Genomic DNA, 16,615 nt, shown 5'->3' with positions numbered 1-16,615 from the left:
CAGCATCGTTCGACCCGCACGTCCCTCAACTCAACCCATGCCGCTTGATCTTGTACCAGAGCGCCCGCTCGCTGATCTCCAGCAACCGCGCGGCGGCGGACTTGTTCTGCCCTGCCTTTTCCAACGCCTGCACGATCAAACGCCGTTCCAGTTCATCGATGTGGGGACGCAAGGCGAGATCGTCGGTGTCGACCGGGGGCGAGGTCGGCGACGGCGGGACCGATACAGCTACCGTGCGCGAGGGGGCCAGTTCGGCCGGTAAGTGGTCCACCGTGATCGTGTCCCCTCGGCACAACACCATCGCGCGCTCGACGAGGTTTTCCAGCTCGCGCACGTTGCCCGGCCACGGATACGCCTCCAGCACCGCCAATGCCTCGGGCGAGAGGGTGGGGGCGGGGCGGCTGAGTTCCAGCGCGTACTTGTGCACGAAGTAGTCCACGAGCAACGGGATGTCGCCCCGGCGATCGCGTAACAGGGGCACGTCGACGCGCACGACGTTGAGGCGGAAATAGAGGTCGCGCCGGAGTACGCCCGCGTCGACCGATTGCTGGGGATCGCGGTTGGTCGCGGCGACCACGCGCAGGTCTACCGGCGTGGCGGCGTTGCCGCCCACCTTTTCGATGACGCCTTCCTGCAACACGCGCAACAGCTTGGCCTGCAACGGCGCAGGCATCTCGGTGATCTCGTCGAGGAACAGCGTGCCGCCACTGGCGAGTTCGCACTTGCCGATGCGGTCGCGCACGGCGCCGGTGAAGGCGCCCTTGACGTGACCGAACAGCTCGCTCTCCAGTAGCTCGGCGGGGATCGCCGCGCAGTTGATCGGCACGAACAGGCCACGCCGGCCCGACGCCACGTGCACGGCGCGGGCCACGAGTTCCTTGCCCGTGCCCGTTTCGCCCACGATGAAGATGCTGCTGCGTGCCGGCGCGGCCTGGCGCAGCAGGTCGTAAAGGGCCTGCATGGGCGCGCTGGTGCCGATGAAGTCGCCCCAGCCACGCGAGACTTCTTCCTTGAGGAAGCGGTTTTCGCGCTGCACGACCTGCATGGTCAGCGCGCGGGTGACCGCCATCTCGATGGTCTCCATCTCGAACGGCCGGATGATGTAGTCGGCCGCGCCCACCTTCATCGCGGCGACGGCGGTCTCGATGGTGCCGTAGGCCGTCATCACGATCACCGGCACGTCGTTGTCGGCGTCACGCAGCGCGGTGAGCAAGCCGATGCCGTCCAGGCGCGGCATGCGCAGGTCGGTCAGCACGAGGTCGAAGGCGCCGGCGTCGATCATGCCGAGGGCTTCCTGGCCGTCGGCGGCCTGCGCCACCTCGTGGCCCATGGCCTTGAGCGACAATTCGAGGATGCGGCGCATCTTCGCCTCGTTGTCGACCACCAGTATCCGTTTCGTCGTCATGCCGGTTCGTCGCTCTCGAAGCGCAGATTGAAAGAAGCGCCGCCCCACGCGCTTTCACCGACCGACAGCGTGCCGCCGTGGGCCTGTACGATCTGCTGCACGATGGTGAGGCCCAGGCCGATGCCGCCTTCGCGCCGGCTGAAGAACGGATCGAAGATGCGCTGGCGCAGTTCCACCGGCACGCCGGGGCCGTCGTCGGAGACGCTGACCCACAAAGCGTCGTCGTCGCGATGGGTGCTGATGCGCACGCGCCCACCCTCGGGCACGAACGACAACGCGTTGAGGATGAGGTTGAGGAACACCTGCATCATCTGCTCGCGGTCGCAGCGCAGGATCACCTCGCCGTCTTCGGCGGCACGGGTAAGCGACACGTTCGCCCGCTCCGCCCGCGGCGCCAGCAATGCGATCACGCCGTCGACGAGTTCGACCAGATCGTGCGACATGATGTCGGGCGGGTTGGGGCGCGCGCATTCCAGCAGCAGGGTGACGAGGCGGTTGAGCCGTTCGGTTTCGCTGAAGATGAAGCCGATCAGTTCGCGCTGCCGCTCGTCCAGATCGCCCTGGCGTTGCAGCAGCTGCGCCGAACTGCGCAGGATGCCCATGGGCGTGCGCACCTCGTGCGCCATGATCGCCGCCATCTCGCCGACCACCGCGAGCTTGCCGGCGCGCACGATCTGCTCGCGCGACTGCTCCAGCGCGTGGATCATGTCGGTGTAGGCGTGATGCAGCTCGTCGACCTCGGCGGTGGCCCCCGACGGCAGCGCGGGCGGTTCGGTCTGGCCCTGGCGGAAGCGCCGGGTGAACACGGTGAGCGTGACGATGGGCGAGGCGATGCGGTCGGCCAGCCGTGATGCGATCCACAGGCCGGTGAGCAGGGTGACGAGCAGCACGCCGACCATCGACCACAGCAGCGCCCAGATCGGCCCGAACGAGACGGTGGTCGGCTCGATCATCAGGGTGTGCCAGCCCAGGCCCTGGAACGGCGGATAGCCCGCCGAGGTAGCCACGCCGACGAGGAGGTCGCCGTCGCCGAGGGCGTCGCCGGTCTGCACGTAGGACGCCGCGCCCGACGCCGGCAGGCGCCAATGGTCCAGACGCAGGCGGGCCAGCACGGGCCGCGAACGCAGGGCGGCCGACGCGCCGAGCACGCGCCCGGTGGGGTCGGTCAGCAGGAGGCTGCGGGTGCCGTGGTTGACGGCCGCGTCGAGGAGATCCTGCACGGCCCGCCAGTCGAGCACGGCGTAGAGGTAGCCGATGGGGCCGACGCCGAAGGCGTTGGGGATGGGGCTGCGCAGCACGACGGCGCGCGGGCCGTTGTCGCCCGGCGCCAGCGCGACGGATACGTTGTCGAACCCCTCGCCGGGTACCACCCGCCAGTCCGACAGCACCGGCGCCTGCCCGCCGATGGACGCGGCATCGCTCGCGGCCACGATGTGGCCCTGGGTGTCGGTGCAATAGAGCACGTCGTAGACGGTGTCCTGCCCGGCGCGCAGGTTGGCGAGGAAGTTGGACAGGCGCTTGTCGACGTCCTTCACGCGGATGTCCTGCATCACCTCGATGCCGCGCCACACGCGCATGTTCTCCACGTGGGCGAACAGGAAGGTGTCGATGCGCTGCATCATCGCCGTGGCGCCGAAGCGGAGGTTGTCGCCGATCTCCGCTTGCAGGGCCCCGCGGAACTGGAAGAACGACAGCGCGCCCACGACCGTCATCGTGCCGAGCATGGTCCAGAACAGGAGGCGGAAGAGGGCCGATCGGGTCGTCAAGGCGGGTCAGCGTGTCGAATGCCGCCGTCAGTGTCGCAGAATCGGGCGCGGGTTATGCCATCCTTCGCCGGTCCGCGTTCGTCCCTGAAGGTAAGCCCATGAGCTGGCATCCGCGTCGTCTCCCGAGCCTCGGCGTGGTCGCCTTCGCCGCGGCGCTGTGCGCCGTCTCGCCCACCTGGGCGGACGACGCCAACGCCACGGGGACCTGGCAGCCCGCCCCGTACACGCTGGGCCAGGGCCTGTATTTCCCGGGGCTCGGCCTGCGCGTGGGCGGCTACGCCGACGTGCACCTGTTCGACCTGGACGGCTCGCGCACCACGTCGAGCCTGCGCGACGTCAGCCTGTTTCTCACCAAGGACCTCGGCACCCGCTGGCAACTCTTCACCGAGGTGGCCACCTCGCGCACCGTGAACGTGACCGGCGCGGAGAAGGAGGGCGGCGAGGCGAAGGTCGACGTGGAGCGCCTGTATGCCGATTTCCACGCGACACCGGCCGTGACGCTGCGCCTGGGCAAGTTCCTCACGCCCATCGGCGAATGGAACCTCGTGCACGCCGACCCGCTCACCTGGACGGTGTCGCGGCCGCTCTCCACGTCGGCGGCGTTCGCCCGCCACGCGACCGGCGCGATGGCCTTCGGCACGACGAGCGTCCGGGGCAACGACCTCGACTACTGGGTGTTCGCCGACGACAGCAAGACGCTGGGCATCGGCGAGGACGCGGACGACGCGTTCACCGACTACACGGGCGACCGCAGCCCGCGCAACAACTTTCGCCACGCCCTGGGCGGCCGCGTGCTCTATCACCTGGCCGGCGACAGCCTCGCCGTGGGTGCGTCGTACGTCAGCTACCAGCTGGACGCGCCGCGACACGATTACCAGCTCACCGGCATCGACTTCACCTGGACCACGCGTTATCTCGAACTGACCGGCGAAGCCATCTACCGCACCGGCGCGTCGCCCCTGTCGAGCGAGCGGGGCGGGTTTGTCGAGGCGGGCGTGCCGATCGCGCCGAGGCTCTACCTGATCGGTCGCGTGGAGCGCTATCACACCTCGTCGCCGGAAACGACGACGGTGGTGCGCACCGAAGCGCTCAATTACCGACCCATCCCCGGGCTCGTGCTCAAGCTGGAGCATCGCAACGGCCACGGCGGCGACATCGTGCCCGGCGGCTGGCTGGCCTCGGTGTCGGTGCTGTTCTGAGCCATGCGACACGGTCGTCTCCTCGTACGGATCGCCGCCCTCGGCCTGCTGGTGCTCACCGGCGGACCGGCGACCGCCGCGTCGCTCCAGCTGGTGGTCATCACGGCACCCGGTGCGCCGCGCCTGACCTTCGACAAGGACGTGCTGCGCAACGTCTACCTCAAGCGCATCTTCGTCGACGCCGACGGGGTGAAGCTCACGCCGGTAAACCTGCCGGCCGGGTCGCCGCTGCGCGAGGCGTTCGCGCGCACGATCGTGCGGATGTCGGACGAGCGCATGCAGGCGTACTGGGACCAGCAATACTTCCAGGGCGTCAGCCCGCCCTACGTGCTCGGCTCGGAGGATGCCGTGGTGCGCTTCGTGGCGACCACGCCCGGTGCGGTGGGCTATGTGGCCTCGTGCCACGTGGATGCGAGCGTGCACGTGGTGCTCGCCCTGCCCTGGCCGCTCACCGGCGGTGCGCCCGACCCCTGCGCAGGCCACGCGGCGCCCTGAGCGATCCTACGTTTTTTGCAGACAATCGCTGCGCACTGCAAAGAACGGCGCCCGGGAAACGGGCGTAAAAACGCCGTTATTTGAAACACTTTCATAGACTTGCGCCGCTGGCACGAATCTCGCTCAAGAGGGCTTACCCACCCCTCGCGAGCGATGCCCCATGCCCCAGCCGCTGCCGCCCTCTCCGTCCGATCCGTGCGTCGTCGACGCGGTGGAACCCCTGCTCGCCGAGCTGCGCCAACCGGTGCAGGTCCGCGTGCTGTCGAGCGCGAGCGCGGAACGCGAGCGCGCCGAGGCCTTCGTCCGCCAGGTGTTCGCCCGCCGGTATGGCGCCACCGTCGAGCGCTTCCACCCCACGCTGCTGAGCTTCGGCGACCACGCGCGGCATCGCGCCGTGGTCGGCTTCCGGGGCGGCGACCACGGCCCTCTGTTTTCCGAGCAATACCTCGCCGACGCGGCCCAGCGGCTGATCGCCGAGCGCGTGGGCGCACACATCGCCCGTCACGAACTGGTCGAGGTGGGTCATCTGGCGCTGGAGAACGCGGGCGACGCGCGCTGGGTGATCGCCGCCACCACGCAACACCTGCACGCGAGCGGTTACCGGTGGGTGTTGTTCACGGCCACGCGCGCCCTGGTCAATGCGTTCCGGCGCCTGGGCCTGCATCCGATCGAACTGGCACCCGCCCAGGCCTCGCGCCTGGCGGACGGCGGCAGCCAGTGGGGCGATTACTACCGCACCCGGCCGGTGGTCTGCGTGGGCAACGTGGAATCCGGCCATCGCAAGCTGCACCGGCACATCGGCACAGCCCAACCGCGCCTGCGTGCGCTGATGTCGGCCAGCCGCGAATGCGCGGACCCCGACGCGCCCTCGCGTGCCCTGAGCGGGGGGATCGGCTGATGCGCACCGTGATCAAGCAGATCCTGCGCCACGCGCTCACGGCGCCGCACCAGGTCGCCCTCAACGACGGCCGCCGTACGTTGACCTACCGCGAGCTGCACCGGGCCATCGACGCCCTGGGCGCGCGCATCGGCGGCGAGCGGATCGCGGTGATGATGGACAACGGCATCGCCTGGGCGGTGGTCGATCTGGCCATCGCCGCGTGCGGCGTGGTAGCCATTCCCGTGCCGACCTTCTTCACCGCGTCGCAGGTGGCACACCTGTTCGCCGATGCGGCACCGGACCTCCTCATCAGCGACCGCGCACCGGGCAGCGCGCTGCCGGACGGCGCCACCTACCACCTGGCGATCCGCGTCGCGGACGTCGAACTGCACCTCTACACGCTCGATGCGCCGCCGCGGCGCACGCTGCCGTTCGACACCGGCAAGATCACCTACACCTCCGGCACCACCGGCCAGCCGAAGGGCGTGTGCGTCACGCACGAGGCGCTGGACGCGGTGACGCAGTCGCTCGCGGATGCGGTGTCGGCCCAGCCGTCGGACCGCAGCCTCACCGTGCTGCCGCTGTCGACGCTGCTGGCCAACATCGGCGGCCTCTACGTGCCGCTGAGCCGTGGCGCCACCGCCTTCGTGCCGCCGCTGGAGGCGTGCGGGTTCAGCGGCTCCAGCCGCGTCGACCCGGGCCCGTTCCTCGCCGCCTTCCATCGTTTCGCGCCCACCGCGACGATCCTCGTGCCACAGTTGCTGAAGCTGGTGGTCGAAGCCGCCCAAGCGGGCGCGCCGTTGCCGCCCTCGCTGCGCTTCGTCGCCGTCGGCGGTGCACCCTGTTCCGAACCGCTCGTGCTGCGCGCGCGGGCCATGGGCATCCCTGTCTACGAAGGTTACGGCCTCTCCGAGGCGACGTCGGTGGTCAGCATGAACCGGCCGGGCGACGACCGCCCCGGCAGCGTAGGCAAGCCCCTGCCACACGTGCGCGTGCGCATCGCCGACGACGGCGAGATCGTGGTCGCGGGGTCGCTCACCGGCGGCTACCTCGGCACGTACGAACCGCGCCCAACGGCGTGGCACACCGGCGACCTCGGCTGGATGGACGCCGACGGCTTTCTCTACGTCACCGGCCGCAAGAAGGCTGCCTTCGCCACCGCGTACGGCCGCAACGTGTCGCCGGAATGGGTGGAGAGCGAGGTCGTCGCCACGCGCGCGGTACTCCAGGCCGCGGTGTTCGGCGAAGGTCTCGATTACAACGTGGCCGTCGTGGTGCCGATGCCCGGCGCGTCGGCCGAACAGGTGGGCGCCGCGATCGCGGCGGCCAACGCACGGCTTCCCGATTATGCGCGGCTGCGCGCGTGGTGCCTGGCCGACGAACCCTTCCACGCCGGCAACGGACAGGCACGCCCCGGCGGTGCGCTCGACCGGCCGGTGATCGCCCACCGCTACGCCGGCGTCCTCGCCGCCATCCACCAAAGAGAGCACGCGCATGTCCACGCATGACCGACTTGTCCGCGACACCGACGCGAGCCGCCAACGGTTTCTTTCCATCCCGATCATCCAGCGCGCGCTGCGTGGCGAGGTGACCCGGCACGAATACGTCGTCTTCCTCAGCCAGGCCTACCAGCATGTGCGCCAGACCGTGCCGCTGATGATGGGCATGGGCTACCACCTGCCCGAGCGGCTGCGCTGGATGATGCCCGCGGTGGCGGAATACATCGAGGAAGAGATCGGCCACGACGCATGGATCCTCGACGACCTCACCGCGTGCGGTGCGGATGCAGAGCACTATCGGCAAGCCGCGCCGATGCACGCCACCGAGATGATGATCGCCTACGCCCACGACGGCATCGCGCGTGGCAACCCGGTGTCGTTCCTGGGCATGGTGTTCGTGCTGGAAGGCGTGAGCGCCGCGCTCGCCACCCGCGCGGCGGGCGCGTTGCAGACCGCGCTCGGCCTGCCCAAGACCGCGTTCCGCTACCTCGCCTCGCACGGCGCGCTCGACGTGCAGCACGTCGGCTTCTACGAACGCCTGGTCGACCGGCTGACCGATGACGACGACCGCGCCGCGCTCATCCACGCCGCGAACCGCTTCTACGACCTCTACGGCGACATCTTCCGCCAGATCGACGCCGTCACCGCCCAGGGAGACACGCCATGACATCGCGCCCGTTCACCGCCCTCCTCGCTGCCGCGTGCCTCGCCGCCCTGCCGGCGATGGCCTGCGCGGACGACCTGGATACGTCCCTGCGCACGCTCGCCCAGGACTGGTCGCGCGTCACCTATGCGTTGCCCAAGGCGCAACAGGACGACGCCTATACCGCGCTCGAAGCGCGTGGCGCGGCGCTGGCCGCGCAGTACCCGCAGCGTGCCGAACCACGGGTGTGGGAGGCGATCATCCTTTCCACGCATGCCGGCGAGCATGGCGGCCTCGGCGCGCTGGGCATGGCCAAGCGGGCGCGTGACCTGCTCCAGCAGGCCCAGGCGATCCAGCCCGACGTGCTGCACGGGTCGGTCTACACGACGCTCGGCAGCCTGTATTACCAGGTGCCTGGATGGCCGGTGGGTTTCGGCGACAAGGACAAGGCGCGCGAACTGCTCGAGAAAGCCTTGCAGATCGACCCCGACGGCCTCGACGCGAATTACTTCTACGCCGACTTCCTCTACCGCACCGGCGACCGCAACGGCGCCCTCGCGCACCTGAACAAGGCGCTCGCCGCCCCGCCCCGCCCCGACCAGGCGCTCGCCGACAAGGGGCGCCAGGCGCAGGTGCGCACGCTGATCGACACCATCCACGCGGATCGCTGACCATGAGCCTCTCCCTTCGCGCACAACGCATCCTCCTGACCGGCGCGGCTGGCGGCATCGGCCGCGAGCTGGCCCGCGAACTCGCCTCCCGCGGCGCACGGCTGGGCCTGCTCGGCCGCACCGACGCCTCCGTGGCCAGCCTCGAACACCTCGTCGCCACGCAACGCATGGACGCCGTCGTGATCCAGGCCGACCTGACCGACGCGGCCGCCCGGCGCGCGGCGGTGGCGCGCATGACGCAGGCCTATGGCGGCCTCGACGTGCTGATCAACCTCGCCGGCGTGCTCGACTTCCGCTTCTTCGACGAGGTGGATCCCGCGATGATCACCCGGGCGTTGCAGGTCAACGTCGAGGCGCCGATGCAGATGGTCCGCGAGGTGCTGCCGGACCTGCTTGATCGCGGCACGGGACGCATCGTCAACGTCGGCTCGACCTTCGGCAGCATCGGCTACGCGGGCTTCGCCGCCTACTCCGCCAGCAAGTTCGCCCTGCGCGGTTTTTCGCAGGCGCTGCGCCGCGAACTCGACGGCACCGGCGTCGGCGTCACCTATGTCGCGCCGCGCGCCGTGCGCACGGCGTTCAACCCGCCGGCGGTGCACCTCATGGCGGAAAAGAAAATGATGCACATGGACGAGCCCGCGTGGGTGGCATCGAGCATCGTCCGGGCGATCGAACGCGAACGCAGCGAGGCCTACCTCGGCTTCCCCGAAAGCCTGTTCGCCCGCATCAACGGCGTGCTGCCGTCGATGGTCGACAACGCGCTGAGGAAAGTGCTGCCCGACCTCGCCCGCCACGCGAGGAGCACCGTATGACCGCGTCGCAACCGCTGCCGAGGGCAGGCATCTATCGCATCCTTGTCTGCCGACCCAACCACCGCCTGGGCAATACGCTGCTGCTGACGCCGCTCATCGACGAACTGCGGCAGCTTTATCCGGGCGCGGAGGTGGACATCGTCAGCGAAGGCGACATCGCGCACGACGTGTTCGAGGACTGGTTCAACGTGCGCCAGGTGTTCTGCCTGCCGCGGCGCGGCTTCAAGCACCCGATCGCGTTCCTGCGCACCCTCGGCAAGATACGCCGTACCCGATACGACATGATCGTCGACCCGGTGCTGCGCTCGGGCTTCTCCCGCACGCTTACCCGCCTGGTGCCCGCGCGCTACAAGCTTGGCTTCAGCGACGTGCCCACCAACGTGCTCACCCACGCCGCGCCCACCGCCATCGCGGGCGCGCACATGGCGCAGCGACCGGTGAACCTCGTGCGCTGGGCGGCCGGGGTCGACACCTCGCGCGCGCATCCGCCGCTCAGGCTGTTCCTCAGCGGCGCGGAGAAGGCCGAAGGCCGCCGGGTGGTCGACGCCCTGATTCCCCCGGCGAACGGTGACGAGCCCGGCTTGCGCATCGGCATCTTCGGTAACGCCACCGGCAGCAAGCGCTACGGTGCGCCGTGGTGGGCGGAGTTCATGGGCACCCTGGGCCCGGCGTTGCCCACGGCGCGAACGCTCGAACTCATCCCCGCCCATGGCACGTCGATGCTGGGCACCCGCTGGCCCGGCTATTACTCGTCCGACATCCGCCGCATGGCCGCCGTGCTGGCCGCGCTGGACGTGTTCATCACCGCCGACTGCGGCGTGATGCACCTGGCCGTCGCGGCGGGGGTGCCGACGATCGGCCTGTTCCGCGCCACCGTGCTGGACGTCTACATCCCCTACGGCCACGGCAACACCGGTATCCACACCGGCGACGCCAACGGCCGCGACACCGCGCGTCGCGTACTGGACTGGATAGCCCTGCTCCAACGCGTCGCCCCCGAGACCAGCGCGCCGCGACCCGTCCGTGGCGGGGTCATGGCGTCGCCGCAACGGGCCGAGATCGCCCGCGCGATGCTCATGTAACGACGATCGACCGCCCTTTCGCCGCAGCGCTCTGCCACGGAAACCGTGGTCGGGCCGGCGCAGTAGCGTCCTCACACCGCGTTGACGACACCATGGCGAAAACCCTCGATTCATCGTGCCGCAAGGCATCGCTAGGCAGACTCCCGCTCGCAACGTCCCCCCGGCCCCAGTGCCCCGTACGGAGATAGAACCATGCGCCATTCCGCCCTGATTCTTGCCGCCTCGCTCGGTCTCGCCGTCGCCACCGGCGCCGCCGCGTCCGACCGGCCCGACCCGGGCAAGTTGACCAATCGCTGCCTCGACGCGGCGGCGAAGAAGTTCGACGTCAAGAACGACTACATCCAGTTGCAGCCGCTCCAGGCAGCCGACTCGGGTTATGCGATCGCGGGCACGGCCGACGCGGGCATCGATGGCAAGAAGAACTTCACCTGCCAGTTCGACAAGAAGGGCAAGCTCGCCAACCTCGTTCCCGACGCCAAGTAAGCGGCATGACGGTGGCCGCGATCGCGCGGCCACCGTCATGACAACGCGCGACGCCGTGGGACGTTCTACACTCATCCCCTCCTCGTCGTGCGTCTGTCGCCATGAGCCTGTCCACGCGCTTCCTGCCCGCCCTCGCCCTGGCCGCCGTCCTCGCCGGTCCCGCGTGGGCCGCGAAGGACGATCCCGCCGCTTCCCTGGCCCGGATCACCCAGGGCCGCGTCGCGGGCACCCCGCAGCGCTGTATCAGCCTGTTTCAGGGCAGCAATACGCAGATCGTCGACAAGACCACCATCGCCTATCGCGTGGGTAACACCTGGTACGTCAACCAGCTGAAGTCGGGCGCGAGCTCGCTCGACGACGACGACATCCTCGTGACCCGCACGTTCGGGTCGCAGCTCTGCGAGATGGACAGCGTCGACCTGATCGACCGTTACACCCGTGGCTATCGCGGCTTTGTGATCCTCGGGCCGTTCGTGCCCTACGCGCCGCCACGCAAGGCCCCTTGAACGCAGCGTCCGGCGAATGGGCTGACGCGCCGCTGCCGCGGTTTGCCTCGCGAGGCAGGGCGTTCGTCTACGTGCTGCCCTGCCGTGACCACGATCGGGTGAAACTCGGCTTCGCGCGCGATCCGCTCAAGCGGTTCATGGATCTCCACCGGCGCTTCCACGCCTTCTTCGATCTCGACCGCGGCCTGCTGGTGGCCGTGGACACCGTCGCCGACGCGCGGGCCATCGAACGCGCGTTGCACCGGCGTTTCGCCGAGGCACACACCGTGGCGCCGCTCGAAGTGCGCGACGCGGCGGCGGGTTACACCGAATGGTTTGAGGGCGTGGAGCCGGAGGCCGCTACGCTGGCTCGCACGCTCGCCGCGGATGGCGGCCATGCGGTGATCGCGCCGCTGCGTCCATGGCTCGCCGATCGGCTCAGCGATCATGCCGACCGCGTCTACGACTGGGCCGCGCGCCTGTATGACGCTATCGCCGAAGCGCAGGTCTACGGTGTCCCCGCCGGACGGCTCGAGGCCACCCTCGCCCTGGCCATCGAACGCTACGACGCGGTCGGTATCCGCGCACGCGACCTGCTCCCCGACGACGTCGTGCGTTGGTACGAACAACGCCACGCGATGCTCGCCCGGTAGGCGGGATTTGCGTACGGCGGGTACGTCAGCCGGTCACCCCTGCGCCTCGGACACACCGGACGCGAACGACCAGTCTTCCAGGGCCGAGTTGGCGATCACCACCATGACGTCTTCGGGGCGGATGCCCGGCGACACGGCCAGCCGGTCGACCAGCCCCTTGAAGAAGCGTGCCTTGGTGGCGGCGGTGCGCGTCCGGCCCGTGGTGACGTGGAACAGCACGAAGTCGTCCGAGCGGGGGCCGCCCCGGTAGGTCCGGTCGAAGATGAGGTCGCCCGGCGGGTGCGGGTGGAACAGGGTGAACCGGTCGGTCTCCGGCACCTCGAAATCCTCCACGAGCGCGCGGTCCAGCGCGTCGGCGATGGCGCGGTGGTAGTCGGGCGATTTGCCGGCGTGCAGGCTGATGCGGGTGAAAGGCATGGTCGAAACTCCGTTGGGTGATTGACGGGCGTCACTATCGACCGTCACCATCATCCTGACTATCGGATTCTTCAGGATGGATCATCCTGAAAAGCAGGATCATCATGCGACCCACCCAGTTCGATCTCGATGCCCTGCGCGGCTTCGTCACCGGTGTCGACGCCGGTTCGTTTACCCGTGCCGCCGAGCGCCTCCACCGGTCGACCTCGGCGGTGAGCGCGCAACTGAAAAAGCTGGAGGCGCAGGCCGGCGTGCCGTTGTTCCGCAAGGCGGGACGAGGCCTGTCGTTGACCGACGGCGGCGAGGCCTTGCTGTCTTACGCGCGCCGCCTGCTCGAACTCAACGACGAGGCGATCAGCGCCGTGCGTGGCGTGTCGCTGGAGGGCTGGATCCGCCTCGGCCTGCAGGAAGACTTCGGTGAGACGTTGCTGCCCGATGTACTGGGCCGGTTCGCCCGGGCGCACCCCCGGGTACGGATCGAAGGACGCATCGCCCGCAATACGGAGCTGCTGGACCGGCTGGCCGACGGTCACCTTGACCTCGTGCTGGCGTGGGACTTCGAACCCACCGGGGGACGTCGTATCGCGTCGGTCCCCCTGCACTGGCTGGGATCGGCAAGCGTCGACACCCCATACCCTCTCGACGAGCCGCTGCCGCTGGTCGCCCTGGAGGCACCCTGCGTGCTGCGGACCCTCGCCTGCGAGCAGCTCGATCGCCAAGGCCGGGCATGGCGCATCGCCTTCGTCACGCCCAGCCTCGGCGGCCTCTGGGCCGCCACCGCGGCCGGGCTCGGCACGGCGCTGCGCACGCCCGTCGGCCTGCCCGCCTCGGTGCGCCCGCTCGATCCGGCGGCCCACGGCCTGCCCGTGCTTCCCGCGCTCGGCCTCGCCCTGTATCGCGCCGACCGCGATCCGTCGCCGATCGTCCGCCACCTGGAAGCGATCATCGAGCAAGCCCTGCGGGAAGGCCTGCCGACGTCATGGACGGCGACCCATGCCGGAGCCGATGCTGGCACGTGAGTCGAATACGACACCGCCTGCTCGATGGGGACTTCGCGCACGGGATCAGTGCATCGCAATACCAGTCGGTCGCACGGGTCTCCAAAGCCACCGCCACGCGCCACCTCGCCGATCTGCTCGACAAGGGCGTCGTGGAACGCCTCCCCGGTGGCGGACGCAGCACCCGATATCGCCCCGTGCGCGCCTGAACACCCGCTCGTCGCGCGCATGACACGGTCCGTCGCGTCGTCGTGTCCCTTGGCGGCATGCCCTGCTCTGCTTTCGGTCCACGACGGAGGCATCGATGACAGGCGACCCCATTGCGCGCGTCCCTTGCGCACCAGCGGTTAGCATGCGGCCATGACCGCCACCGCCGCCCTTGCCGCACGCCATCCGCCGGACGCGCGATTGCCCGTGTGGATGATCGTCCTGGCCGGATCGCCCATCGTGCTGTGCATGGCGATCATGGGCCTGCCGGAGCTCGCCGACGACCATGCCGCGGCGTTCCGGGTGCTGTTCGCGCTGACGTACCTCGCCTGGAGCGTGCCCATCGCCATCGTGCAACGGCACCTGTGGCGCAAGGTCCCCGCGTGGGCGCTCGTCGCCGTCATGCTCGCGGCGACCTACGCGTGCTCGATCGTCAACAACGTGCTGGCCCAGGTGCTGTCGATGCATTGGGGGCGAACGCCGAACTTCACCTGGGCACGCAACCTCAGCGGGCTCGACGGCTGCTGGCTGGCGCTGATCGCCTTCTGCGCGATCCACGCGGTGGTCGCCCACGCGCACGAACTGCGGGCGGCGCGCGAGCGCGTGCGCGAGGCCGAAGGGCTGGCCCGCGACGCCGAGCTGCGCGCCCTGCGCTACCAGATGCATCCGCACTTCCTCTTCAACACGCTCAACGCGATCTCGGCGCTGGTGACCGAACGCCGCAACGACGACGCCACGCGCATGCTCTCCACCCTCGGCGACCTGCTGCGCGCCACCCTGGAGAGCGGCCACCTCCACGAGGTGAGCCTCGCGGACGAACTGGCGACCACGCAGCTCTACCTCGATATCGAGAAAGTGCGGCTGGGCGATCGTCTGGGCCTCGACGTGAAGGCGGGGCCGGACGTGCTGCGCGCCCGCGTGCCCAGCCTGCTGATCCAGCCGCTGGTGGAAAACGCCATCCGCCACGGCATCGCACGCCTGCGCGAGCCGGGACGGCTGGGCGTGCAGGTGTCGCGTGACGGCGAGCGGCTGCGCATCGTCGTGACCAACGACGGCCCGCCGACTGAGCCACGCGGCGTTGGCCAGGCCATCGGCCTAGCCAACGTGCGCGAACGCCTGTCGCGGCTCTATGGCGATCGGCAGCACGTGGATCTCGACCTTGCCGCCCAAGGGGGCTGCCGGGTCGAGATCGTGATGCCGTTCCAGGCCGCCGCCCCGCGGGAAACCGTGTGATGCGCGTGCTCGTGGTCGACGACGAACCGCTCTCGCGTCGCGGCGTCTGCCTGCGCCTGGCACGCCACGCCGACATCGCATGGGTGCGGGAGTGCGGCGATGGCGAGAGCGCGCTTGCCCTGCTGCGGGACACGCCCGTCGACGTGGCGTTTCTCGACGTGCGCATGCCCGGCATCAGCGGCTTCGACCTGCTCGACCGCCTGCCACCGGCAAGCCGGCCGCTGGCGGTGATGCTCACCGCCTACGACCAGTACGCGCTGCGCGCGTTCGAAGCCGCCGCCGTGGACTACCTGCTCAAGCCGATCGACGACGGCCGCTTCGAGGAAGCGCTCGCACGGGTGCGGATGCGCCTGGGCGGCGCACCGGTCGTCGACGCGGCCCAGGCCGCACCCGTGAGGTGCTTCACCGCGCGTATCGGGCATCGCGACGTCGTGGTGCGCGTCGACGACGTCGAGTGGATCGAAGCCAGCGGCGATTACGTGGGGCTGCACGTGGGTGCGAAGACCCACCTCGTGCGACAGACGATGCAACAGATCGAACAGGCGCTCGACGGGCGCCGGTTCGTGCGCATCCATCGCTCCACCATCGTGCGCCTGGATCGCGTGGCCGAGCTGGAGGCGCTGTCCAATCGCGACTGCATGGTGCGCCTGCACGACGGCACGCTGGTGCGCGCCAGCCGCTCCTACGTCGACGGCCTGCGCGCGGCGCTGGGACTGTGAGGCGACGGGCCGCCGCTATCGTGGCATCCGAACGCGCCGCGTGCCGGCGTAGGCCAGGCTGCCGATGAACATCACCCTCGACGAGATCCAGAACTTCATCGCCGTGGTCGACACCGGCTCGATCACCAGCGCCGCGCAACAGCTCGACCAGACGGTCTCAGCCGCCAGCCGCATGCTGGGACGCCTCGAACAGAAGCTGAAAACCACCCTGCTTCGCCGTACCACGCGACGGCTCGAACTCACCGCGGAAGGCCAGGCCTTCCTCGAACGGGCGCGCGAGATCGTCGCGGCGGTGGAGCGCGCCGAAGAACAGATGATCACCCGGCAGCACCGGCCCGCCGGCCGCCTGCGCGTGGACGCCGCGTCGCCGTTCATGCTGCACGTCGTGGTGCCGCTCATCGCGGGCTATCGCGAGCGCTTTCCCGAGGTGGACCTCGAACTGCACAACAGCGAGGGCTACATCGACCTGCTCGAACGACGCACCGACGTGGCGCTGCGGATCGGCCGGCTGAAGGACTCCACCCTGCACGCGCGCCCCATCGGCAGTAGCCGCGTGCGCTGCCTCGCCAGCCCCGCGTACCTCGCGCGGCACGGCACGCCGCGCACGGTCGCCGACCTCTCCCGGCACACCCTGCTCGGTTTCACCGAGCCGGACTCCCTCAACGACTGGCCCCTGGCAGGACCGCAGCGCCAGCGGCTGCACATCCGGCCGACCATCGGCGCATCGAGCGGCGAAACCCTGCGCCAGCTCGCGCTGGAGGGCAACGGCATCGTCGCCCTCTCCGATTTCATGAGCCGCGCCGATCGCGGCGACGGCCGGCTGGTCGAGGTACTGGCCCGGCAGAACGTCGAGTTCCGGCAACCGATCCACGCGGTGTATTACCGCAACACGGCCATCTCCGCGCGCATCGCGTCGTTCGTGGATTACCTCGTCGAAGCGATCGGCGAGAACGGCTTCGACGACTAGC

Annotated in this window: 19 protein-coding genes; 16 read left to right on the top strand and 3 right to left on the bottom strand. The window is 69.6% G+C overall.

What is annotated here, in order from left to right:
- Positions 1 to 25: 25 nt before the first annotated feature.
- Together PI246_RS16070 and PI246_RS16065 are read right to left on the bottom strand one after the other, a co-directional pair.
- Positions 26 to 1,405: a sigma-54-dependent transcriptional regulator gene (locus PI246_RS16070; protein WP_320552330.1), complete on the bottom strand. Its 1,380-nt coding sequence runs from the start codon at positions 1,403 to 1,405 to the stop codon at positions 26 to 28.
- Positions 1,402 to 3,171 (bottom strand): sensor histidine kinase, encoded by a 1,770-nt coding sequence (locus PI246_RS16065; RefSeq protein ID WP_320552329.1) that lies wholly within the window; start codon positions 3,169 to 3,171, stop codon positions 1,402 to 1,404. Before PI246_RS16065 ends, PI246_RS16070 begins: the two co-directional genes overlap by 4 nt.
- 98 nt (positions 3,172 to 3,269) lie before the next feature.
- On the opposite strand from PI246_RS16065, the gene PI246_RS16060 reads away from it, so the two are divergent.
- The 11 genes from PI246_RS16060 to PI246_RS16010 all read left to right on the top strand — a co-directional run bounded on the left by PI246_RS16060 (position 3,270) and on the right by PI246_RS16010 (position 12,073).
- On the top strand, positions 3,270 to 4,370 hold the full coding sequence (locus PI246_RS16060) for a hypothetical protein (RefSeq protein WP_320552328.1): 1,101 nt from the start codon (positions 3,270 to 3,272) through the stop codon (positions 4,368 to 4,370).
- Positions 4,371 to 4,373: 3 nt separating this feature from the next.
- Entirely contained in the window at positions 4,374 to 4,865 is a 492-nt protein-coding gene (locus PI246_RS16055) for a type 2 periplasmic-binding domain-containing protein (RefSeq protein WP_320552327.1), read from the top strand.
- 160 nt (positions 4,866 to 5,025) lie between these two features.
- Positions 5,026 to 5,763 carry a thermostable hemolysin gene (locus PI246_RS16050; RefSeq protein WP_320552326.1) on the top strand — a complete coding sequence of 246 codons (738 nt, stop codon included), beginning with the start codon at positions 5,026 to 5,028 and terminating at the stop codon, positions 5,761 to 5,763.
- Positions 5,763 to 7,253, top strand: coding sequence for an AMP-binding protein (locus PI246_RS16045; RefSeq protein ID WP_320552325.1), 1,491 nt, complete (start codon positions 5,763 to 5,765; stop codon positions 7,251 to 7,253). The genes PI246_RS16050 and PI246_RS16045 overlap by 1 nt, the downstream gene beginning before the upstream one ends.
- On the top strand, positions 7,240 to 7,911 hold the full coding sequence (locus tag PI246_RS16040) for a TenA family transcriptional regulator (RefSeq protein WP_320552324.1): 672 nt from the start codon (positions 7,240 to 7,242) through the stop codon (positions 7,909 to 7,911). The genes PI246_RS16045 and PI246_RS16040 overlap by 14 nt, the downstream gene beginning before the upstream one ends.
- Positions 7,908 to 8,558: a tetratricopeptide repeat protein gene (locus tag PI246_RS16035; RefSeq protein WP_320552323.1), complete on the top strand. Its 651-nt coding sequence runs from the start codon at positions 7,908 to 7,910 to the stop codon at positions 8,556 to 8,558. Before PI246_RS16040 ends, PI246_RS16035 begins: the two co-directional genes overlap by 4 nt.
- 2 nt (positions 8,559 to 8,560) lie before the next feature.
- Entirely contained in the window at positions 8,561 to 9,370 is an 810-nt protein-coding gene (locus tag PI246_RS16030; protein WP_320552322.1) for an SDR family oxidoreductase, read from the top strand.
- Positions 9,367 to 10,452 carry a glycosyltransferase family 9 protein gene (locus PI246_RS16025; protein ID WP_320552321.1) on the top strand — a complete coding sequence of 362 codons (1,086 nt, stop codon included), beginning with the start codon at positions 9,367 to 9,369 and terminating at the stop codon, positions 10,450 to 10,452. Before PI246_RS16030 ends, PI246_RS16025 begins: the two co-directional genes overlap by 4 nt.
- A gap of 192 nt (positions 10,453 to 10,644) precedes the next feature.
- A complete protein-coding gene (locus PI246_RS16020; RefSeq protein WP_320552320.1) occupies positions 10,645 to 10,935 on the top strand; it encodes a hypothetical protein in 291 nt (96 codons plus the stop codon).
- Positions 10,936 to 11,036: 101 nt separating this feature from the next.
- A complete protein-coding gene (locus PI246_RS16015; protein ID WP_320552319.1) occupies positions 11,037 to 11,441 on the top strand; it encodes a hypothetical protein in 405 nt (134 codons plus the stop codon).
- Positions 11,438 to 12,073: a GIY-YIG nuclease family protein gene (locus PI246_RS16010; protein WP_320552318.1), complete on the top strand. Its 636-nt coding sequence runs from the start codon at positions 11,438 to 11,440 to the stop codon at positions 12,071 to 12,073. The genes PI246_RS16015 and PI246_RS16010 overlap by 4 nt, the downstream gene beginning before the upstream one ends.
- Positions 12,074 to 12,106: 33 nt before the next feature.
- On the opposite strand, the gene PI246_RS16005 is transcribed toward PI246_RS16010, so the two are convergent.
- Positions 12,107 to 12,490, bottom strand: a complete 384-nt coding sequence (locus PI246_RS16005) for a tautomerase family protein (protein WP_320552317.1) — start codon at positions 12,488 to 12,490, stop codon at positions 12,107 to 12,109.
- A gap of 104 nt (positions 12,491 to 12,594) precedes the next feature.
- Here PI246_RS16005 and PI246_RS16000 point away from each other — a divergent pair, with 104 nt between their 5' ends.
- The 5 genes from PI246_RS16000 (at position 12,595) to PI246_RS15980 (ending at position 16,614) form a co-directional block, all read left to right on the top strand.
- A complete protein-coding gene (locus PI246_RS16000) occupies positions 12,595 to 13,509 on the top strand; it encodes a LysR family transcriptional regulator (protein ID WP_320552316.1) in 915 nt (304 codons plus the stop codon).
- Positions 13,506 to 13,697, top strand: a complete 192-nt coding sequence (locus PI246_RS15995; RefSeq protein WP_320552315.1) for a hypothetical protein — start codon at positions 13,506 to 13,508, stop codon at positions 13,695 to 13,697. Before PI246_RS16000 ends, PI246_RS15995 begins: the two co-directional genes overlap by 4 nt.
- A 151-nt stretch (positions 13,698 to 13,848) precedes the next feature.
- The gene (locus PI246_RS15990) at positions 13,849 to 14,928 is read left to right on the top strand and encodes a sensor histidine kinase (protein ID WP_320552314.1); all 1,080 of its coding nucleotides are present in this window, start codon (positions 13,849 to 13,851) and stop codon (positions 14,926 to 14,928) included.
- A complete protein-coding gene (locus PI246_RS15985; RefSeq protein WP_320552313.1) occupies positions 14,928 to 15,647 on the top strand; it encodes a LytR/AlgR family response regulator transcription factor in 720 nt (239 codons plus the stop codon). Before PI246_RS15990 ends, PI246_RS15985 begins: the two co-directional genes overlap by 1 nt.
- Before the next feature lie 64 nt (positions 15,648 to 15,711).
- Positions 15,712 to 16,614: a LysR substrate-binding domain-containing protein gene (locus PI246_RS15980; protein WP_320552312.1), complete on the top strand. Its 903-nt coding sequence runs from the start codon at positions 15,712 to 15,714 to the stop codon at positions 16,612 to 16,614.
- Position 16,615: the final 1 nt, after the last annotated feature.

Source organism: Luteibacter sahnii (genome assembly GCF_034063545.1).
GTDB lineage: Bacteria > Pseudomonadota > Gammaproteobacteria > Xanthomonadales > Rhodanobacteraceae > Luteibacter > Luteibacter sahnii.
This window is presented reverse-complemented; position numbering and strand designations above follow the sequence as displayed.